Origin of the sequence: Edaphobacter bradus (assembly GCF_025685645.1) — a bacterium.
In the GTDB taxonomy this organism is placed as follows: Bacteria; Acidobacteriota; Terriglobia; order Terriglobales; family Acidobacteriaceae; genus Edaphobacter; species Edaphobacter bradus.
Map to the genome: position 1 here is coordinate 172,755 of NZ_JAGSYF010000004.1, position 19,667 is coordinate 192,421.

The 19,667-nt window shown below is 61.5% G+C and carries 18 protein-coding genes; 3 read left to right on the top strand and 15 right to left on the bottom strand.

All coding sequences use genetic code 11. The annotated features are described in order from the left end of the window. Positions 1–3: 3 nt before the first annotated feature. From asd to OHL16_RS15755, 11 genes are all read right to left on the bottom strand, one after another. Positions 4–1,113 carry an aspartate-semialdehyde dehydrogenase gene (gene asd / locus OHL16_RS15705; protein WP_263368130.1) on the bottom strand — a complete coding sequence of 370 codons (1,110 nt, stop codon included), beginning with the start codon at positions 1,111–1,113 and terminating at the stop codon, positions 4–6. Between the two features lie 81 nt (positions 1,114–1,194). Continuing rightward, a complete protein-coding gene (locus OHL16_RS15710) occupies positions 1,195–1,554 on the bottom strand; it encodes a hypothetical protein (RefSeq protein ID WP_263368131.1) in 360 nt (119 codons plus the stop codon). Positions 1,555–1,567: 13 nt separating this feature from the next. Continuing rightward, on the bottom strand, positions 1,568–2,380 hold the full coding sequence (locus OHL16_RS15715) for a carboxypeptidase regulatory-like domain-containing protein (RefSeq protein WP_263368132.1): 813 nt from the start codon (positions 2,378–2,380) through the stop codon (positions 1,568–1,570). Between the two features lie 25 nt (positions 2,381–2,405). Further along, entirely contained in the window at positions 2,406–3,449 is a 1,044-nt protein-coding gene (locus tag OHL16_RS15720) for an isocitrate dehydrogenase (NAD(+)) (RefSeq protein WP_263368133.1), read from the bottom strand. An 11-nt stretch (positions 3,450–3,460) separates the two neighbouring features. Beyond that, positions 3,461–3,934 carry a transcriptional regulator NrdR gene (nrdR, locus tag OHL16_RS15725; protein WP_263368134.1) on the bottom strand — a complete coding sequence of 158 codons (474 nt, stop codon included), beginning with the start codon at positions 3,932–3,934 and terminating at the stop codon, positions 3,461–3,463. Positions 3,935–4,083: 149 nt separating this feature from the next. Beyond that, positions 4,084–5,130, bottom strand: coding sequence for a lysylphosphatidylglycerol synthase transmembrane domain-containing protein (locus OHL16_RS15730; protein WP_263368135.1), 1,047 nt, complete (start codon positions 5,128–5,130; stop codon positions 4,084–4,086). Positions 5,131–5,170: 40 nt separating this feature from the next. Continuing rightward, positions 5,171–5,893 carry a lytic transglycosylase domain-containing protein gene (locus OHL16_RS15735; protein ID WP_317891076.1) on the bottom strand — a complete coding sequence of 241 codons (723 nt, stop codon included), beginning with the start codon at positions 5,891–5,893 and terminating at the stop codon, positions 5,171–5,173. 182 nt (positions 5,894–6,075) lie between these two features. Next, positions 6,076–7,062, bottom strand: coding sequence for an HAD-IIB family hydrolase (locus OHL16_RS15740; protein WP_263368136.1), 987 nt, complete (start codon positions 7,060–7,062; stop codon positions 6,076–6,078). Positions 7,063–7,686: 624 nt separating this feature from the next. Beyond that, positions 7,687–9,063, bottom strand: coding sequence for a hemolysin family protein (locus OHL16_RS15745; RefSeq protein WP_263368137.1), 1,377 nt, complete (start codon positions 9,061–9,063; stop codon positions 7,687–7,689). Next, positions 9,060–9,536 (bottom strand): rRNA maturation RNase YbeY, encoded by a 477-nt coding sequence (gene ybeY, locus OHL16_RS15750; RefSeq protein ID WP_263368138.1) that lies wholly within the window; start codon positions 9,534–9,536, stop codon positions 9,060–9,062. The genes OHL16_RS15745 and ybeY overlap by 4 nt, the downstream gene beginning before the upstream one ends. A gap of 55 nt (positions 9,537–9,591) precedes the next feature. Beyond that, the gene (locus tag OHL16_RS15755) at positions 9,592–10,635 is read right to left on the bottom strand and encodes a PhoH family protein (RefSeq protein WP_263368139.1); all 1,044 of its coding nucleotides are present in this window, start codon (positions 10,633–10,635) and stop codon (positions 9,592–9,594) included. A 414-nt stretch (positions 10,636–11,049) separates the two neighbouring features. Here OHL16_RS15755 and rpsT point away from each other — a divergent pair, with 414 nt between their 5' ends. Further along, positions 11,050–11,328 carry a 30S ribosomal protein S20 gene (rpsT, locus tag OHL16_RS15760; RefSeq protein ID WP_263368140.1) on the top strand — a complete coding sequence of 93 codons (279 nt, stop codon included), beginning with the start codon at positions 11,050–11,052 and terminating at the stop codon, positions 11,326–11,328. Positions 11,329–11,407: 79 nt separating this feature from the next. Here rpsT and OHL16_RS15765 read toward each other — a convergent pair whose 3' ends face one another. Further along, a complete protein-coding gene (locus tag OHL16_RS15765; RefSeq protein ID WP_263368141.1) occupies positions 11,408–13,090 on the bottom strand; it encodes a hypothetical protein in 1,683 nt (560 codons plus the stop codon). Between the two features lie 174 nt (positions 13,091–13,264). On the opposite strand from OHL16_RS15765, the gene OHL16_RS15770 reads away from it, so the two are divergent. Further along, on the top strand, positions 13,265–15,373 hold the full coding sequence (locus OHL16_RS15770; protein ID WP_263368142.1) for a M13 family metallopeptidase: 2,109 nt from the start codon (positions 13,265–13,267) through the stop codon (positions 15,371–15,373). Between the two features lie 73 nt (positions 15,374–15,446). Continuing rightward, positions 15,447–16,367, top strand: a complete 921-nt coding sequence (locus OHL16_RS15775; protein ID WP_263368143.1) for a DMT family transporter — start codon at positions 15,447–15,449, stop codon at positions 16,365–16,367. A gap of 1 nt (position 16,368) precedes the next feature. On the opposite strand, the gene OHL16_RS15780 is transcribed toward OHL16_RS15775, so the two are convergent. The 3 genes from OHL16_RS15780 to OHL16_RS15790 all read right to left on the bottom strand — a co-directional run bounded on the left by OHL16_RS15780 (position 16,369) and on the right by OHL16_RS15790 (position 19,568). Further along, positions 16,369–17,733, bottom strand: coding sequence for an MATE family efflux transporter (locus tag OHL16_RS15780; RefSeq protein ID WP_263368144.1), 1,365 nt, complete (start codon positions 17,731–17,733; stop codon positions 16,369–16,371). A gap of 350 nt (positions 17,734–18,083) precedes the next feature. Continuing rightward, positions 18,084–18,875: an MOSC domain-containing protein gene (locus tag OHL16_RS15785; RefSeq protein WP_263368145.1), complete on the bottom strand. Its 792-nt coding sequence runs from the start codon at positions 18,873–18,875 to the stop codon at positions 18,084–18,086. A 150-nt stretch (positions 18,876–19,025) separates the two neighbouring features. Further along, positions 19,026–19,568 carry a hypothetical protein gene (locus tag OHL16_RS15790; RefSeq protein ID WP_263368146.1) on the bottom strand — a complete coding sequence of 181 codons (543 nt, stop codon included), beginning with the start codon at positions 19,566–19,568 and terminating at the stop codon, positions 19,026–19,028. Positions 19,569–19,667 lie beyond the last annotated feature (99 nt).

A 19,667-nucleotide genomic window follows, 5' to 3' on the forward strand; every position in this document is an offset into this window, starting at 1 on the left:
CGCTCAAGCCAGCACCGCCTGTCGTTGTGCTGCATTTCCAGTCGGTACACCCAGCTTGTCCAGCTTGCCCATCCGCGCCAGCACCTCAGCGTTCAGCAGCGCCGCCCCAGCCGCTCCGCGAATCGTGTTGTGCGACAGCACGACAAACTTCCAGTCCAGCAGCGGGCACTCCCGCAGCCGTCCCACCGTCGATGCCATCCCGTGTCCGCGCATCCTGTCCAGCCGAGGCTGCGGCCGGTCAACAGAGGAGTCAAACTCCACCGGATGCTCCGGTGCCGAAGGCAGATGTTGTCCCCGCAGCGGAGCAAACTCGCTCCATGCCGCCAGAATCTCCTCGCGCGTCGCCTTCTTCCTGAACTTGATGCTCACGCACTCCGTATGCCCGTCTTCGACGGGGACGCGGTTGCAGTGCGCGCTCACCTTGGCGTCAAGCATCTCGATGCGGTTGCCGCGCGATCGGCCCAGCAGCTTGCCGACCTCTTCCTGCATCTTCTCTTCTTCATTCTTGATGAAGGGGACGACGTTGCCCAGGATGTCCAGCGATGCCACGCCCGGATACCCCGCGCCGCTCACCGCCTGCATCGTGCTCACAAACAGGCTCTCGATGCCGAACCGCTCCTCGAGCGGCTTCAGCGCCAGCACCAGCCCAATCGCCGAGCAGTTCGGATTCGTCACGATATAGCCGCCCGAATTCTTCCGCCACGCCTGCGCTTCCAGCAGGTCGAGGTGGCCGGCGTTCACCTCCGGAACCACCAGCGGAACATCTTCCACCATCCGGAATGCGCTCGAGTTCGAGATCACCGCGCACCCGGCCGCCGCAAACTTCGGCTCCAGTTCGCGCGCATGTTCGGCGTCCAGCGCCGCAAAAATAATCTTTGGAAGGTCGTCCTTGGCCAGCTCAGGAACGTTCGGTTGCACCGTCATGGCCCCAATATTTGCCGGAAGCGGAGTGTCCAGCTTCCATTTACAGGCCTCGGCGTAGGCCTTGCCCGCGCTGCGGTCGCTCGCGGCCAGCCATGTAATCTCGAACCAGGGGTGATTGTTCAACAACTGAATGAATCGCTGCCCGACCATTCCGGTCGCGCCCAATATGCCAACCTTACGCCGTTCCATAGTCCATTAAGAATACAGTGCTCTCCGGCCCCGCGTCACCGCCCGGCAGCGCGTTGCATCCACTGCCATCCCCTCACAACCTCAGGAGTCGCGACGCCGGCGGCCTATTTGTTGTCCGCCCCCACTCCATATCACCACCGCAACAGTAAGATGAATCAGAAACCACAGGCTCACCCCCTGATCCAGATAAATCAGAAAGAGCACCAGCGCCCGCGGCAGGAAGACCGCAAACAGCAGAGGAATCCATCCATGCAGTTCAAACGGAATCAGCAAACCCTGCAGCCACGAGACAGCCAGCGACACCCGTGGCAGAAACAGCGCAAACACCAGAAACCAGAACGGCAGCTTATTGATCACTAACGTGAAGCTGAATTCATGGTGACTGGATCCTCGTTCCAACGCCCACCCGAGAACCGCCGCACCCAGCGCCGCAGCCGCCATGCCAGCCTCCTGGTCATTTCGTCGAGTAGGTGAAATCCGTCGTCACCGTCTTCTTCGGTTCCACGGTCACCTTTACCGTCTGCTCCCCCATCTTCTCGTGCACTACGGCCAGCGTGTATGTCCCCGCCGGCAGCCCTGTGATCATGAATCTTCCGTCTGCCCCGGTCACGGCAAAAAACGGAGTAGGCGCAACATTGATGAAGGCATTCATCCACGGATGATTGTTGCACCGCACCGGAATCATCACTTCAGGCTCCTTGAACTGCTTCATCTGCGGTGCTCCCTTGGCCCCCTGAGAGACATCAATCGTCTCGTTGCCCACGACCGTCGGCATCGTGTGGATGTTGTGCATCGTCCCATCGGAGTTCCGGAACTCCACCGTCCCTCCGCGCATCACCGCGACCACATGCGGCGTATACCGGCAGCCCACCTGGTCCATCACCACCGCCTCCGTCGAGCGCACCGGCGCCGACATCGCCGCCGCCGGCCCATCCTTGATGTACACGTAGACGCTCGCCAGCCTGCCGTCCTTGACCTCATACTGCTCGGCATAGTTCGTCCCACCCGTGATCGCGCACACCGGGTCCATGCTCATGTCGATCTTCAGCCGCTCCGGAACCCTTCCGGCGAACTTGACTATTCCGGTAACCGATCCCAGCGTGGCCTCATCGAGCGGGGCCGCCGCCGGAGCAGCCTCTGCCGCCTTGGTGCCCTTGCCAATCAGTGCGCCGCGCTTCACCGCATCATCCGGCTTGCAACCCGTCACACCGGCAAGCGCGCCAACGGCCACTCCAGCCACGAGCACCCAACCCAACCTCTCCCGCATCCGACTCCGCTCCTTGATTTCGTCTCTAAGCCCGAACCGCCGCCGTCTCCATCGTCGCCAGCACAGCATCCGAGAACGCCTGCGTCCCGCTCTGGCCGCCCACATCGCGCGTCAGCACCTTGCCCTCGCGATACACCTGCTCCACGGCGGCCTGCACACGCTCCGCCGTCTCACCCTCGTTCAGGTGATGCAGCATCAGCACCGCGCTCTGCAGCAGAGCCGTCGGGTTCGCCATGTCCTTGCCCGCAATATCAGGAGCCGACCCATGCACCGCCTCGAAGATCGCGCACTCCGCTCCCAGGTTCGCTCCCGGAACCAGCCCCAACCCACCCACAAACGCGCTGCAAAGGTCGCTCAGAATGTCCCCATACAGATTCTCGGTGAGCAGAATGTCGTACTGGTAAGGATTCAGCACTAGCTGCATGCACGTGTTATCGACGATGTGCTCCTTGTACTCCACCTCAGGAAAGTCTTCTGCAACCTTCCGGCAGCACCGCAAAAACAGCCCATCCGACAGCTTCATGATGTTTGCCTTGTGGATCGCGTGAACCTTCTTTCGCCCATGCTTCCGAGCAAAGTCGAACGCATACTGCGCAATCCGCGTCGATCCCTTATCCGTGATGATCTTCAGCGACTGCACCACCCCCGGCACGATCTCGTGCTCCAGCCCCGCGTACAGGTCCTCCGTGTTCTCGCGCACCACAATCAGGTCGATGTCCGGATACTTCGTCTTCAGCCCCGGCAGGCTCTTCACCGGCCTGAAGTTCGCATACAGATCGAACTTCTTCCTGAGCGTCACGTTGATCGACGCAAACCCTCCGCCCACCGGAGTCGTCACCGGCCCCTTCAGCGCCACGCGGTTCCGCTCGATCGACTCATACAGCGCCTTCGGAATGTATTCGCCCGTCTGCTCGAAGGCCTCGGCACCGGCTGCAAACTTGTGCCACTCAAAGCCCACGCCCGTAGCGGCCCCGGCAGCCTCAAGAACCCTCACGACCGCGCCTGAAACCTCCGGCCCGATACCATCGCCCGGAATCAACGTAACCTTATGCGTCCTCTTTGTTGCCATCTTCCTTTTACCTACTTCCTTTTCTTTGAATCTCTTCCGTTCAGCAGTTCTTCCAGCTCCTGCTTGAACTCGCGAACGTCCTTGAAGTCCCGGTACACGCTTGCAAACCGGATATACGCTACCGTGTCGATCTCCTTGAGCCGCGTCATAATCAGCTCACCCACCTCGCTGGTCGAGCGCTCGCGCTCCGGTGAATCCACCACGTAGGCCTCCGTCTCATCGACGATCTGCTCCAGCTTCACCGCCGGTACAGGCCGCTTCTCGCACGCGTGCAGCAACCCGCTCAGGACCTTCTGCCGGTCGAACTTCTCCCGCCGGCCGTCCTTCTTCACCACCATGTAGGGAATCTCGTCGATCCGTTCGTACGTCGTGAACCGCTTGTTGCAGCCCTCGCACTCCCGCCGTCGACGAATCGAATCAGCCTCTTTGCTCTCGCGCGAATCGACAACTCGATCCTGGGTAAACCCGCAGTAGGGACACTTCATCGCAATGCCTTGATTCTACCAGCGTAAACGCTTGTGCCCGCGGTGCCTACTGAGCCAACGAACGCTCGGATGCCCCATCCATGTCGCAGCTCCATCGCGACATGGGTGGGAATGTAAGCCGCTACCCCAGCCAGTCGCCTTATTGAAGCCTACTGAGCCAGCGACTGTTCCCCGGCCGCAGCCTCGCTCTCCTCGGTCACCCTCTTCAAACTCACATGCTCCAGCCGCGCGCAGACGAGACCCGCAGGAATGATGCAGATGAAGGTCACCACCAGCAGTATCGCGCCGCACGCCGTCGCCGCTTCAATCGGCGCGCCATAGAACGCATGCATCGCCGTCGCCGTCACGGCAATCTGTGTGAACCACCCCACAATCGGCAGTTGCAGCGCCGAGCCGCCGATGCTCGCCGCCATCAGCAGCATCGTCCGCGAAAACGTCAGCCCCGCCAGCTCCGGAGTCTCCACGAACGCATGCGCCGTCTGCACATACGCCGACCCGATCATGCCCCACATCGCCAGCGAGATCGCCGCTACCACCAAAAACTCCCGCACCGAACTCAGCGCATTCAGCCCATCGCGAAAGCCCGTGATCTTCTCTGCAATCGACTCGGCTACCGGCTTTGACAGCGGCCTCAGCGCCACCTCGGCGAACCTCGCCACCGCGCCTCCCGCCACGCGCACCACCGCGGCAAACACGGCAATCGCCAGCGTCAACGCTAGGCTCACCACTCCTGCTCGCACAAACACCTCATGGTGTGGCAGGTCCTTCGGAGTGAAGGCCAGCGCGCTCGAAAAGATCAGCGCCGCCGCCCCCAGGTCGAACATCCTCTCGATCGTGTACACCGCCACCTGTGAGCTCAGCGGCAGCGAAATCCTTCGCGCCACCAGGTACGGCCGGGTCAGATCGGCCAGACGTCCAAACACCGCCACCGCGGTAAACCCGATGAACTGCGGGCCCAGCAGCGACTTCGCCGGAACCTTCTTCGTCGGAGACACAAACACGCTCCACCGCACCGCCCGCAGCCAGTACGTCGCATAGATCAGCGCGATCCCCGCGACGATATGCCCCACGCTCGCATGCCGCAACTGCTGCCAGAACGCGCCCCAGTCAAAGTGGATCCTGTCGCGAAAGACGATCACGATGATGGCGAGCACAACCACCACGCCCACCCACAACGCTCCACCACGCTTCTTCATCGAATGTCCTCTTGATTTTCCCCGGCGCTGTCCGGCCCGCTCACTTCGCCTGTGCGATCACGGTCCCGCGCGCTGCCTGTTTCCGCCGGTTGAACTCGCGAATCACCCGCGCCACATACGCTCGCGTCTCGCGGTACGGAGGCACGCCATGATACCGGTCCACCGCTGCCGACCCCGCGTTATACGCCGCCAGCGCCAGGGCGACATTGTCGTGATACCGCGTCAGCAGCTCATCCAGATACGCCGTTCCGCCCGCAATATTCTCCTCCGGGCGAAAGGCGTCCTTCACTCCCATCTCACCCGCAGTTCCCGGCATCAACTGCATCAGCCCCCGGGCCCCGGCACGCGAAACCGCACGCACCTGCCCGCCGCTCTCCGCCCGCACAACGCTGGCCAGCAAGTCTTCGTCGATGTTGTGTGCGTCACCCGCGAGCCCCAGCATCTCGTGCATCTCGGCCTTCGTAAGCGCAGCGACAGGAGCAGCAACAGCCGTCTTAGACGCAGGAGCTGCGACCAGTAGAGCATCGGGAACCGTCTCCACCCGCACCACCGCGTCCGAAGCCACTTCCAGATAACCCGCCTCGCTCCCCTGGGACGAATCCGCCAGATAAAGCCGCACGCGGTCCCCCACTACCTCACGCCGCGAGCAGTCCATCTCAAACCCGTTCTTTAGAGTCACATGTTCGGCCGCGCGCGCCGGCAAACCCATCGCCGCCAGCACGCCCACTACTGCCAATCCTCGCCGAACTGCAAAGTGCATCATCCCCTAAAAGCCTACCATCGGCCCACCGTGCTCGTTATCCCCCATCGGCACCAGCAAGGAGCGCAGGACGTTCGGGCACAATCTCCCTTAGCCAACCGATCCCCACCAAGGTTCCCGAGCCAAAGACTCGTCATTTCGGAGAAACCCGCTTCTCTACCCAAACCCCTTCCGGGCCAGAACCCTCAAACCCCGCGCAAAGCCCCATCCAGCACCATCGCCACTACCTCCGCCACCCCATCCTGATCATTCCGCCGCCCGATCATCCACCCGCGCCCTTCCGCAATCGACTTCAGGTCTTCAGGAGCGTTCGCCATCAGCACCGCGTGCCCCGCCGCCTCCAGCATCGAGATGTCGTTCCAGTTGTCCCCCACCGCCACAATCTCCTCGGGCTTCACTCCGCGGTCGGCCGCCAGCTGCAGCAGCGCCAGCCCCTTGCTGCAACCCGCCGGCAGAATATCCACAATGCTCAGGTCCCTCTCGGGGTACTCCGTCCGGTGCAGCGCTGCCTCTGCGTTCTCCGCCGCCTGTGGAACCGCCTGCATCCGCTCCGTAGTCTCCTCCGCTCGCTGCTCGTCACGAACCTCGTCCTTGCGCAGCGGAGTAAGCCCCACCGCCGAAACCTTCGGACTCTCCAGCAGCCGCGCCTCCGCCTGCCGCATCTTCTCCACCGGCCCCGTCAGCATCATCTGGATCAGCCCGCCGCTCTCGATCGCCCGCTCGATCGGAACCACCTTCTCGATGTACTGTGCATTGGCCGCCATCCATCGCGCGATGCTCCCGTTCAGCTCCTCCATCTCCTCCACCACCAGGGCCCCGCGCGCATCGTCGCCATCCGGCATCACGCGGTCGAAGGTCAGCAGAAGCGATCTCCTGTACTCCCCCAAATGCCCGCAAAGCCACTCCGCCGTCGGCCCCGGCAACAGAGTCCGCTCCAGCAGCTTCGCCCCCAGTGTCCGGGTCACCGCCCCATTTGAGCTGATCAGCGCATTCTCCTCATTCAACCCCAGCCCGCGCAGCACCCTCATCGCATAGCTGTGCCGCCGCCCGGTCGCGATCACGACCTCCACGCCAGCCCGTTCAGCCGCCTCTAAAGCCGCCAGGTTCCGCCGACTCACCTGCCCATCGAGTCCCAGCAGCGTCCCATCCATGTCCAGGGCCAGCATCCGCATCCGTCAATCCCTCATCCTCCCTATCCTCTCACCAGCGCAGCCGCCTCTTCCGCCACTTCCGCCCGAACCGGACACGAATCCACTACTGCCTTCCTTTGCGTTTGCAGCCACGGACGGGTGCCCCAAGTCTCGATTTTGAGACCTGGGTTTCGCAGGATGCATCCCTCGCCACAGACGTCATCTGGATGACGGAGCAGCAGACCGCCTCAAATTGTCTTTGCGGCCTTAGCGTTACCTTTGCGAACTCTGCGTTTGCAGTTGCGTTGTTGCCATTCCGCAGCGCAGTAGCAGGCCCTGAGCAAATCGAAAATGGGGAGGAATCCGCTTTCGCTGACTCCCCCCATGATTTCCACAGAAAATCCTGTCAAGCCCCTAAATCACTCAACCCACTAAAAACAAGCCACTTCCAAGTGGCAGAGTAGTTTCCACCAATCCGCTAAAATAAAAACAGACAGGAAAGCAGCAAGCCCCGGAAACCTCCGGGGCTTTTTCATTTACCCCCGCAACCCGTTTGTTTTGAATATTTTGACCTTTAAGTCCTTTGAATGGAATATTTTACGAGGAGAGGTTTCGATAAGACATTGAAGACAAGCGATTTACAAAAATACCCCCGGGGGGGATCCCTCAGGGCTCGGAGACATGCCCGGTCAGGCTGACCCTCACCCGGTCGATCCGGCGGTCGGTCGAAGCCAGAACCTCCAGGCGCACCCCGTCTTTCTCTACCACCTCGCCGGGCAGGGGAATATGTCCGGCGAGTTCTGAGACCAGTCCGCCCACCGTCGTCGACTCATACTCGTCAGCGAGCCGGGCAGGATTGACCTCCTCCTCGTGGGGCGTCTCCTCATCGCCGTCGGTTGGCTCGATGTCCTCAACCGGCCGCGTCGGCTCACCCATCTGGTCGGCGAACAGCTCCCGCAGCCGCGAGACCTCGAAGCCACCCGAAACCGCATACGCGCCGTCTGCCTCGCGCACAGGGGCCTCATCTTCTCCCTGCTCGTCGTGCTCGTCGGCGATATCGCCAACAATGGCCTCCAGCAGATCTTCGATAGTCACCAGCCCGGCCACGCCGCCGTACTCGTCGATCACCATCCGCATGTGCTGCTTCTCGCGCTGCATCTCGCGCAGCAGCTCGGCAACCTTCTTCGTCTCCGGCACGAACGCCACAGGCCGCTGCATCTGCGCCACCGTTCGCGTCCCTGCCTCGATGTCCAGCACCTTCAGCAGGTCATGGGCAAAGGCGATGCCGGTCACATGGTCCAGCGTCCCGTCAAACACGGGAACGCGCGAAAACGCATGCTCGTTGATCTCCGCCGTAAACTCGCGCAGCGTCAGCGTCCCGGGCACGGCAAAGATCTCCGGTCGCGGCGTCATCACCTCGCGCACTACCTTGTCGCCGAACTCGACCACCGACCGCACCAGCGCGCGGTCCGAAGCCTCGAGGATGCCCTCCTCCTGCCCCGCCTCGAGCAGAGCTTCCATCGCCTCCGAAGGATGCTCCTCAACCGCGACGTCCTCCGGCTCGGCCAGCGCCGCAATCGAAAGCAGCAGTCCCAGCAGCAGCGTCACCGGCAGAATCAGGTAGTACAGCACCAGCAGCAGCAGCCGGATACGCACAACCCATCGACCGCGCGTTCTTGCAAAAAGAATCTGCGGAACCAGCCGGTCGAAGGCCAGAAGCAGCAGGATCAGCTCAATCACTGCGCGCACAATCTCGCCCCAGCCCGGAGCATGCGCGGGGAACGGAGGCCCGTAAAAGAGCCTCACGCCCCACAGCAGCGCAATCGCCGCCAGCGTAAGCTGCCGCAGCACCGAGGCCGACAGCGCAATCGACTCGCGGCCAAGCCGCAGCCGAGGCTCCACCAGTTCCTCCCACGAGTCCACGTTGTCCTGGTACTCGCGGGCAAGAAACTTGCCCATCTCCGAGTAGATGCGGTCCACATACGCCGCCAGCGCTAGAATCGCCAGCAGCAGCGTAATCAGCGCGTTGTAGCCGTATGTCATCGCCGCCGCCTGTCGCGCGGTCTGCTCACGCGCTCGATCAGCGTCACCGGAAGCCGAAGCTCGCGCCGCAACTCCGCCTCGCGCGCGGCCATCTCGCCGTGATCGGTCTCGTGGTCCATGCCTGAGAGGTGCAACAAGCCATGCAGCATCAGCACGCGGACCTCATCGCGCAGCGTATGTCCGAAGCTCGCCGCCTGCCGCTCCGCGGTCTCAAGCGAGATCGCGAGATCGCCTGCATGTTCGCCGGCAATCTCCTCCGGTGAGGGAAAACTGAGCACATCGGTGGGTTTGTTCTTTCCCCTGAAAGCGCGGTTCAACCTCTTCAGTTCAGCATCCGAGGTCAGCAGCACCTCTACGTCGCCGGCAAGTTCCACCGCGCCCCGCGCGCGATTGAGAAACCGCGTCAGGCCGGCCCTGGAGAGTGCCGCCACCGCGGAGTTGGAGAGTGTACTTGGAGGCTCGATGGTAATCATCGCTTGCAGAAGATCGGCAGAGGGAACCGCAGGCTCCCTCTGCCACGATGTTACCTTACTGCGGCTTGGCGACAGGCTTGGTCTTGCTCGTCGCAGTCATCGGCGGCTCCGGCATGGCCGGCTCGCCCATCGAGAGCGGGAGTTCCTGCTGTGCCCGCCCGTAGCTGTCATAGGCGCGCACAATCCGCTGCACAAGGTGGTGCCTGACGACGTCGGTGTCCTCGAAGTGGCAGAAGCGGATGCCCTCGACGCCATCGAGAACATGCAGCGCGTCCAGCAGGCCCGACCTCTTCGGATTCGGAAGATCGATCTGCGTCAGGTCGCCTGTAATCACGGCCTTGGAGTTGTTGCCCATTCTGGTAAGGAACATCTTCATCTGCTCGCTGGTCGTGTTCTGCGCCTCGTCCATGATGATGAAGGCGTCGTTCAGCGTCCGCCCGCGCATGAACGCCAGCGGAGCCACCTCGATCACGCTGGACTCCAGCATCTTGTCCACCTTTGGCGGGTCCACCAGATCGTACAGCGCGTCGTACAGCGGCCGCAGGTAGGGATCGACCTTCTCCTGCAGCGAGCCCGGGAGAAAGCCCAGCCGCTCGCCCGCCTCAACCGCTGGACGGACGAGAATGATGCGGCTGACCCGCTTGGCCATCAGCGCCGAAACCGCCATCGCTACAGCAAGATACGTCTTTCCGGTACCGGCTGGGCCCAGCCCGAAGGTCATATCGTTCTGCTCGATGGCTTCGACATACTTCCGCTGGTTCGGAGACCGCGGCTGCACCATCCGCTTCACGCCGGACGAACGCTGCTTGCCTGAGTCCACCAGCGAGCGCAGCGTCACCGACGGATCGGCGACGACCACCTTGAGCATTCCGTGGAGTTCGCCATTGTGCAGATTTACGCCGCTCCTGCGCAATGCGTCGAAGTCGGCGAAGACACGCTCCACCCTCGCAACGCTGTCGGCGTTGCCTGTCACATGGATGGCGTCAGATCGAAGGTCGATGGTCACATGCAGGCCATCTTCCATCAGACGGAGGTTTTCGTCGTGGGTGCCGTAAAGCGGCTCGATACCGGGGGTGATTTCAATGGCTTGTCTGATCAAGTGTGTAGCTGACCTCCGTCAGGGAAAACGCGGTTAAGGTCTACTCCATTGGATACATGGCTGTGGGCAATAGTTGCGGGGGAAGTAGTCGGGCAGGTAGCGCGGGAAGCCCCCAATGCTTCCTGAGAGCCTGCGACCGGGATGGCGAAAGTTGCCAATCGTGTGCCGAAGATGGGCAAAGAGTAGAACGACACATCGCCCACGTCAAGCTCCGAATGAATCAGAGGAAATACACCGTAGGTTCGGCCAAGCCAGGCGCACCGAGCTCGTTTTTCACCCCAGGGCGGTTGATTTTATGCCCCACCTTCCGTAAACTTAAGGGATTGCAGGGGATGGGCAGGGCTGTGTTTCTGGCCAGCCTCCGGTCTGCATCCCGAATTCCCCGAAAACCACGGGTGAGAGAAAGAGTTCAGAATGGCAAATCATGTTTCTTCGTTGAAGCGCGCACGTCAGACAGAGTCCAAGACCGCGGTAAACCGCGCCAACAAGAGCAAGCTCCGTGGCACCCTCCGCTCGCTGCGTGAGGCCATCGCGAAGGGCGACGCCCAGAACCTCACGCAGGCCTATCGCGAGACCGTCTCGGTGCTCGACAAGAGCGTCCAGAAGGGCGTGATCCACAAGAACACAGCGAGCCGCTACAAGAGCCGCCTGAACGCCCGCGTCAAGGCGGCGTCCGCGAAGAAGGCTGCCTAAGTCCTCAAGCTGTAGAAAGACGAGATCAAGAAGAGGGCCGCTCACCGAGACATCGGGAGCCGGCCCTCTTCTATTTTTGCTATTTTTGCCGCTGCGGTGAGTCTTCGGGCTTGTCTCCCGGTAACGTATAGAGGGTAGGCGGCTTCCGTGGCGCACTCTGCTCGTCAGGCTTGATCTCGGGGGAAGCCGGAACTGCAGAAGACGTGGCGTCGGGCGCAGCAGACGCGGTTTCGCCTGCTGCGCTTGTCGTGGTCGCCGTGTTCGTGCTGGCTGCAGAGTTTGCTGTACCCGCGGCAGTGGTCGCGGCATCGACAAGCGGAGCCGCCGCGGCCTGGCTGTCACCATTCACAGTGCTTCCGGGCGAGGCGCTCGTCGCCGCAGAGTCCGCGGTTCGGCTCAGCGTCGCCTGCGATTCGGGTGCGTCCGAGGTAGCCCCGAACTGCACCGCTGCGTCGTTCGCCTCCGGAGCCGACTTTACCGCCAGTTCGACCGCCTTCTGCTCTTGACCGGTCAGCGGAGGAAGAGGGTAAACCTCAATGGCCTCGTTTCGGATGACCGCGAGGCTCATCCCGTCCGGCGAAAGCGCGAAGTTCTGTCCGGCCCGTTCAATCGGTGAGCTGTCCACGCGAAGAATCTGCTTGCCGCTATCGGTCTGATAGACCACGACAGTCTGCGGCCCGACGAGCTCCGGCAAGAGCGAGTCATCCATCGCAAACGCTGAGTCGCGCACAGCCAGCCGGCTCATCGCAAACCGTCCACCCACCGAAGCGAAGTCGAAGGTCGGCGCAATAAAGGCTTCCGAGATGTTCTGCTGCCACATCTCCTCTCCGCGCAGATTGAAGGCGCCGATGACCTGCTTCGTGTGCCCATTGTGGCAGCCGAAGGCGACGAACTCGCTGCGGCTCACCAGAACCGGAAATGGCCTGCAGTTTGAATCGAAACCTGCCAGCTCTTTCACTTTGCCGGTAAATAATCTGAAGTCGAAGGCCCAGTGCTGGCGTCCCTGGTCGAGAATCGCGACATACCCGGAGGAGTTCGCCGGCACTCTGCCTATACCCCGCGCAAAGATCTGTCCGGCGCGCTGCAGACGCACCTCATCGCCTGGACTCTGAGGCAGCGCGACGCGGAAGAAATCGACCTGAACCGGATCTGGCTCGGGCTTGCGCACCACAGCCACGTCCGGCACGCCCGGGTCAGGAAGAGCGTCAGTCTTGGGCTGTCTGGATTCGACGATCATCAGGTCCGAGTCCGGTGAAAACAGGATCGCTTCAACGCGGCGTCGAGTCGTCACCAGAGGCCGCTCAGCAAACGGATGTCCCGACGCCAGGTTCGCCAGCGGAGCGAAGGAGCTCACCGTATTCCGCACGCGGAGAAGAAAGCGTCCATGTCCCAGGTTCCACAGATACTGCTCGCGGTCGTGGACGCGCCACTCTGTCCGCGCCAGGACCTTGCCACTTGGCAGTTCCAGCAGCAGTGCAACAATGGTTCGGTCCTGATCGTCCGGTGGACAGTCAGACAGGCGCTTCAGCAGCCGTTTCGCGTTGTACGTCAGCAGGAGATGACGGTCGTCAACGAAGTGCACGGTCAGCATTGAGCTTCCGGCCAGCAGAAACTGCTTCGAAAGCGCCTCGTATCCGAGAGGTTCCAGCGGAATGCGGATGGCTTGCTGTGGTCCCCGCGGCCCGGACCCCGGCATCGCAGGCACCGCGAGCAGAGCGAGGCCGAGCATGCAAATGAGCCGGAGACGGGCGTGAGCGGTCATGGGAACCATCGCGACGCAGGACGCGTACCAACTCTCCTGAGGCAGGTATCAATACTGTTTCATAGACGCGGACTGCTCGCCAATAGTGGCAGCGGGCTGAAAAAGCGTATTTATCGGTTTGGGTGGCCAATGATACAAAGACTGAGGGATCTCTGATCCCCCTGGAGGAGAGGCATGAGGAACGGACAAAATTGGATGGGTACGCGCATGTGGCTCCGTCTCGGGGCAGGGATTGCAATTGCGTCGGCCGCGACAGGCGCGGGGCTCGCCCAGCAAAACCACCCAGCCCCGGCCGCAATTACCAAGCCCGTTGAGGTTTACAAGCCCATCCCAGGATTCGACTCCACATCCATCGACACTTCCGTCAATCCCTGCAACGACTTCTACAAGTTCGCCTGCGGTAAGTTTGCGAGCAACCATCCCATTCCTGCTGACCAGCCTGCGGTCGACGAGTTCTACGCCCTGTTCAACGTCAATACGCAGTCCCTCAACAGTATTCTCGCCAAAGCGGCGACCGGCGGCTCCGCGCGTACGCCCAATGAGCAGAAGATCGGCGACTACTACAAGAGCTGCATGGACACGGACGCCATTGAAGCCAAAGGCCTTGCGCCTCTCCAGCCGATGCTCGACGAGATCAAGGCCGTCGAGGATCTGTCCGAGCTTCCGTCGCTCATCGGCAGGCTGCAGCGGAATGGCGTCGATGTCTTCTTCGGCTTCGGCGAACAGCAGGATTACAAGGACGCCAGCAAGCAGATAGCCTTCATCGATCAGGGTGGGCTGGGGCTTCCCGAGCGCGACTACTACCTCAGGACGGGAGCCAAGGACGAGACGCTTCGCAAGCAGTACGTCGAACACGTTGCGAAGATGCTCACTCTGGCCGGTAGCACGCCCGAGCAGGCAACCACGGACGCGAACGCCATCATGGTCTTCGAGACGAAACTCGCAAAGGCCTCCATGCCTGTCACCGAGCGCCGCGATCCTGAGAAGGTTTATCACCTCCAGACCATCGAGGTCCTCGAGAACACGATTCCTGCCGATGCCTTCAATCCTTTTCTGGACGCTGTCGGCTCTGCACGTGTCTCGGAGCTGAACAACGCCAATCCGGAATTTTTGGCTGCGATGATGCAGTCTGTTCATGAGTCCGATATCACGACGATTAAGGCCTACATGCGCTACCATCTGCTCTCGGCTGCCGCGAACCGCCTGCCCAAGCGCTTCGACGACGAGAACTTCGACTTCTACGGTCGCAAGCTCAACGGCCAGCCCGAGCAGAGCCCGCGCTGGAAGCGTTGCTCGAATGCGGTCAACGGCGCGCTTGGAGAGGCTCTCGGTCAGGTCTACGTTGCGCAGTACTTCGCGGGCGACAGCAAGGCCAAGACGCTCCAGATGGTCTACGACATCGAGAACGCCATGGACCGCGACATCGACCAGCTCGACTGGATGTCTCCAGCGACGCGCGTCCGCGCCAAAGAGAAGCTGCATCTGGTGGCCAACAAGATCGGCTATCCCGACAAGTGGCGCGACTACACGAAGCTTGAGGTCAAGCCCGACGACGCGCTTGGCAACAAGTTCCGCGGTAATGCCTTTGAGAACGATCGCCAGCTCGCCAAGATCGGCAAGCCCGTCGATCACAACGAATGGGGCATGACTCCGCCGACGGTCAACGCCTACTACGACCCGAGCATGAACGACATCAACTTCCCGGCGGGAATCCTGCAGCCGGCCTTCTACGACCCCAAGCAGGATGACGCCGTGAACTACGGGCACATCGGCGCGGTCATCGGCCATGAGCTCACGCACGGCTTCGACGACGAGGGCCGCAAGTTCGACGGCAAGGGCAACCTGAGCGACTGGTGGACTCCCGAGGACGCCAAGAAGTTCGAGGCCCGCACCGACTGCCTCGTCAACGAATATGGTTCGTTTACTGCAGTTGATGACGTCAAGGTCAACGGCAAGTTGACGCTCGGCGAGAACACTGCCGACAACGGCGGCCTCGTCCTCGCGTACCTCGCTTACCTTGAACGCGCGAAGATCAACAACGTCGATCTTAAGGCCAAGGTCAACGGCTACACCGCGCCGCAGCGCTTCTACATCGGCTTCGCGCAGAACTACTGCGAGAACTCGCGCGATGCGATCATCCGCGAACAGGTCCTCACCGATCCGCACTCGCCCGATCACTTCCGCGTCACCGGAGCGATCGTCAACCAGCCGGGCTTCGCTGACGCCTTCGGATGCAAGAAGGGATCGCCGATGGTGCCGGTCAACAGCTGCCGCGTCTGGTAACAAAAACGTTGTGAATCAACATCGAGGGCGCGGCGCTGGCTGCGCCCTCGATGTTTTGTGCGACAGTGGAAGTATGGCTGCCCATTCGAACCAGCGTGCTCTTGGCTTTGCCGCTTGCGCGCTGGCAAGCTCGCTGTGGGGGTGCGGCTTCTTCTTCGGCAAGATCGCGCTCGCCGAGATGAGCTTCGCCCACATGGTCCTCTACCGTTTTCTCTTCGCCATGATCGTGCTCGTACCGCTCCTGGTGACGCATCGGCCGGGACTCAACCGGCGCGAGTGGGGAGTGCTGGCGGCGGCGTCGTTTCTCGGTGTGCCGCTGCAGTTTCTCTTCCAGTTCTACGGCCTTTCGCTGACTACGGTCAGTCACGCGGCGTTGATGGTCGGCACGATGCCGGTCATCCTCGCCGTCGGCGCAACACTGTTCGCGCATGAGCGGATGGATACGACTGGCTGGCTCGCGCTGGCGGCTTCAACGACTGGCGCGGCGATGATCGCGCTTGGCGGCACGCACCTCGCAGGAGCGGGGCAGGCCACGCTCAAGGGCGATCTGCTTATTGTTTTTTCGCTCGCGATCGCACTTTTCTGGATCCTCTTCAACAAGCAGCTCATGGAGCGTCACTCCCCTGTCGTCGTTACGGCGTATGGCATTCTGCTCGGAACATTGATGCTGGTGGTCTGGGTTCCTGTGCGCTACGGAATGCCTCCAGTTGAACACGTCTCGCACAAGGCGTGGCTGGCGCTTGCGGCGAGCGGCATTCTCTGCACTGCCACGACGACGCTGCTGTGGAACTGGGGAATGACACGCGTTCCTGCGTCGCAGGCCGGAGTGTTGCTCAACATGGAGCCGCTGATCGGCAGCCTGCTTGGCGTCTTAGTGCTCGGCGAGCACCTCGGCCCGACGGCCCGGGTTGGCGGCGCGCTCATTCTTGCCGCGGCCATTACGCTCACGACGCGCTCGAAGACCAAGGTACGCGAGCAGCTTCCTGTCACCTGAACTAAGCGACGAGGCTCTTCGACGCGAGAGACTTTGTTGTGCGGCTCCAGATTGTCGTGAGGGCTGTGCCTGCGACGATCAGCCCGGCGCAGAGGCCAAGCCATAGTCCGACGGCTCCGTGGTGGGAGCGGAAGCCGAGGATGTATCCCACGGGCAGGCCGATGAGCCAGTAGCCGATGATCTGGACGATGAGTCCGGCGTGTGTGTTGCCCGCGCCGCGCAGCGCTCCGGTGGCAGTGATCTGCAGGCCGTCGAAAAACTGGAAGGCGGCGGCGACGAGCAGCAGCGGAACGGCTGCGGCGATGACTGACTGGTCCGGCGTAAAGGCACGGGCGATGGTGTGCGGCACGAGGAAGAGCACCGCGGAGAACGTGGCCATGCACGAGGCGCCCAGTAGGATCGCGGCCCAGCCCGCTGCTGCGGCTTCGTCCGGTGTCTGGCGGCCGATAGCCTGGCCGACACGAACAGCCGCTGCAGCCGAGATGGCGAAGGGGACCATGAAGGTGAAGCTGGCGCAGTTGAGCGCGATCTCGTGACCGGCGAGCGGCAGCGGTCCCATGGTTCCGATGAGATACGTCACCAGGCCGAAGATGGAGATCTCGACGAAGATTTGGGCTCCGGCGGGCGCTCCGAGGAACGCGAGGCGGCTGAGGCGCGAGCTCTCGATGTGGCGCAACATGGAGCGAAGTCCATAGTTGTGGCTGTGCTCAACGCGCCAGATCGCAACGACAAGGAAAAGCGCAAGGTAGACGCGCGAGATGGAAGTTGCGAGGCCCGCGCCCGTGACGCCGAGCGCGGGGATGTGGATTGGTCCCCAGGAGTGGCCGTAGATGAGGAGCCAGTTGCCGACGACGTTGCAGAGGTTCGCGGTGATGAGCGCAGCAGCGATCGGGCGAACGTGGTTGAAGGCCTGCAGGTAGCGCCGCAGGGTGAAGTAGAGGAAGAGCGTTGGCGTTCCCCAGTTGAGGGAGCGCAGGAAGGCCTTCGCCCCGGTGAGTACCCGCGCGTCGATCGGCAGGCGCGTCATGAATAGCGGCGCGGCGGCGATGATGCTGTACAACACGGCGGCGAGCACGGCGGCGAGGATGAGGCCGTGATAAAGCCAGCGGTTGGCCTCGTCGTAGCGGCCCGCTCCGTGTGACTGCGAGAGGTAGGTGTCAAGGCTAAGCAGGACTCCGGCGATGCCGAAGGCGAGCGTGTTGTAGAGGACCTGTCCGAGCGCAGCAGCCGAGATGGAGAGCGCGGGGTTCTGCATGTGCCCAACCATGACGGTGTCGACGATGCCCATGGACATCCAGCCCAGCTCGGCTGCGATGAGGGGAAGGGCTAGGGTGAGGACGGGCCGGATTTGCTGGCGGACGGTCATGGCTGCGGTACCTCCCCCCCTACCTTTTGCGCAAAGTATTCGAAACAGAAAACTTAGCCTGGTACTTCGATGTGCCCAGGCTTGTGGAAGTCACAAAAAGAAAGCCCCGGAGTCCGGGGCTTCTGCCTTCGATTGATGTTCTTATTCTATCGGATCGAGTGGGGTAAATCGGCACTCTATAAGCCTTTCTTTTTGATTCAGATAGGCCCTTTGGGGACTTGACAGCGAGATTTGCTGAGGTTTCTGAGGCTTTTTCCTGTGAAAATTTGGGCGGGCGCAAATTTCGGCCTCTCGCGTTGGGTTGCGGTGATTGGAGAGCTGGGGGTCTTATCCTGCCGAAAAGTTCGATTTCAGTTGACGAGACGGATCTCGTCGCCGGGGCGAATCGTGCCCTCAACCAGAACCGCGGCGTAGATTCCGGCCTTCCCCTCGTGCTCTCGAGCGACCCGTTTCATAACCTCCGGGTTGGGCTCGACGGTGTCGGGGTCGAGGGTGATCATCTTGCAGCGTGGGTCCCGGTCCACGATAGCGAGCATGACCTTGTCGCCGATGCTGAGGGTGTGGCCGACGAACTGATCTTCGGTGAAGCCTTCGCTGCTGCCGAGGTCGAGGTAGAGATTGGCGCGGAAGCGGCGCTTGTCGAGCGGAATGCCCAGCTCATCGCCAAGCCGCTCGACGGTTTGGAGGGAGAAGAGCGAGAGCGGGCGGCAGTCGGTGAGGGAGCGGTCCGAGCGCATGAGGCGAAGGTGATGGCGTTCGCGGAGGCCCTTGCTCAACAGATGAAGGAGAGCTGGGTCATCGATGGCGATGGTGGTCCCATCGGGTGTCTGGACATCCACAGTGAGATCGTCCGGGCTGGCATAGACGGGAGTGACGCCGGGGGCGAGTGCCTCTGCCTCGTTTTGATTTTCGGGCTTCGTCGCCCGGTCGGGGTTGCGAAACCGAGGCTGGAAGAGGAGCATGTGTTCCCGTTCGCGGCCGGTGAGATAGGGAAATCCTGCGGGGGCTCCATCGTCGTGGAAGGCGTAGATGCGATCGCCGTAGATGCCGGAGAAGCCCGCAAAGGCGCTCTCCAGCTGTTGGCCGCGCATGCTCTTGACAGGGTAACGCCACAGGCTTTCAACCGTTCCTACGGTTTTCATAAGAGGCCCCTCCTGTGGGGAGCGATTTTAGACCTTTTTGCGGGACGGACGAGACTGTTACGAAACTCGTTTCACGGGTCTGGACGTCAGTCCTATTCGTCTCTGATCTGAATGACGAAGATCCCCAGAAAAATTGGGGGACTGAGTCATTCAGCTACATGCGTCGACATTATTAAAGGCCAAATCCTCGGCTGACATCAGCACCCAACCAATCTGGCCGGTGCACGTCTTGACCTTTGCCCACCATTGATACGAAGGGGGTGGTCCACCATAAGCGGGATCAATTTCGATGGCTTTTCCCTTAAACCATACCAGCCAATATCCCTCTCCGACCGGATGCAAGAGATACACGATAGAACCTGCAGGAATCATCTGACGCTTACCGGGAACACTATCAGCGTACGGACCATTTTCCGTAAGTTGAAAGCGCAGAGGCTTTGTATGGACTTCTCCAGTAATAGCTGAGACTTGTTCTCCATCGCCGATCCGAGCAATAGAACGCCCTCCTGGCTGATCCAGTAAACTCAGAGGTCGCAGGGCCGTCCAATTTCGATATACGCAACACTCAAACGGACATGCCCCCTTACTAACATAGACCTTTGGCGGTGCACTTCTCTGTTGAGAAAACACTACGTTTGCGGTCAATACAAACAGCAGTCCAACGTTGGGTAGTGTTTTCATTGCCTTGATCATCCAATGTATCTTACCCAAACTACTGTCACGGTGGTGCGCGAAAGGCGTTGAATTCCACCTTCGATGACGGCTCAATGAGATGAAACGCCGCCACCTGAG

Excerpts from the sequence above, each read along its gene's own strand:
- OHL16_RS15765 (WP_263368141.1), bottom strand. The coding sequence starts at position 13,090 with ATGACCGCTCACGCCCGTCTCCGGCTCATTTGCATGCTCGGCCTCGCT.
- nrdR (WP_263368134.1), bottom strand. The coding sequence starts at position 3,934 with ATGAAGTGTCCCTACTGCGGGTTTACCCAGGATCGAGTTGTCGATTCG.
- OHL16_RS15745 (WP_263368137.1), bottom strand. The coding sequence starts at position 9,063 with ATGACATACGGCTACAACGCGCTGATTACGCTGCTGCTGGCGATTCTA.
- ybeY (WP_263368138.1), bottom strand. The coding sequence starts at position 9,536 with ATGATTACCATCGAGCCTCCAAGTACACTCTCCAACTCCGCGGTGGCG.
- rpsT (WP_263368140.1), top strand. The coding sequence starts at position 11,050 with ATGGCAAATCATGTTTCTTCGTTGAAGCGCGCACGTCAGACAGAGTCC.
- OHL16_RS15785 (WP_263368145.1), bottom strand. The coding sequence starts at position 18,875 with ATGAAAACCGTAGGAACGGTTGAAAGCCTGTGGCGTTACCCTGTCAAG.
- OHL16_RS15770 (WP_263368142.1), top strand. The coding sequence starts at position 13,265 with ATGAGGAACGGACAAAATTGGATGGGTACGCGCATGTGGCTCCGTCTC.
- OHL16_RS15720 (WP_263368133.1), bottom strand. The coding sequence starts at position 3,449 with ATGGCAACAAAGAGGACGCATAAGGTTACGTTGATTCCGGGCGATGGT.
- OHL16_RS15780 (WP_263368144.1), bottom strand. The coding sequence starts at position 17,733 with ATGACCGTCCGCCAGCAAATCCGGCCCGTCCTCACCCTAGCCCTTCCC.
- OHL16_RS15715 (WP_263368132.1), bottom strand. The coding sequence starts at position 2,380 with ATGCGGGAGAGGTTGGGTTGGGTGCTCGTGGCTGGAGTGGCCGTTGGC.
- asd (WP_263368130.1), bottom strand. The coding sequence starts at position 1,113 with ATGGAACGGCGTAAGGTTGGCATATTGGGCGCGACCGGAATGGTCGGG.
- OHL16_RS15735 (WP_317891076.1), bottom strand. The coding sequence starts at position 5,893 with ATGATGCACTTTGCAGTTCGGCGAGGATTGGCAGTAGTGGGCGTGCTG.
- OHL16_RS15710 (WP_263368131.1), bottom strand. The coding sequence starts at position 1,554 with ATGGCGGCTGCGGCGCTGGGTGCGGCGGTTCTCGGGTGGGCGTTGGAA.
- OHL16_RS15790 (WP_263368146.1), bottom strand. The coding sequence starts at position 19,568 with ATGATCAAGGCAATGAAAACACTACCCAACGTTGGACTGCTGTTTGTA.
- OHL16_RS15775 (WP_263368143.1), top strand. The coding sequence starts at position 15,447 with ATGGCTGCCCATTCGAACCAGCGTGCTCTTGGCTTTGCCGCTTGCGCG.
- OHL16_RS15740 (WP_263368136.1), bottom strand. The coding sequence starts at position 7,062 with ATGCGGATGCTGGCCCTGGACATGGATGGGACGCTGCTGGGACTCGAT.
- OHL16_RS15730 (WP_263368135.1), bottom strand. The coding sequence starts at position 5,130 with ATGAAGAAGCGTGGTGGAGCGTTGTGGGTGGGCGTGGTGGTTGTGCTC.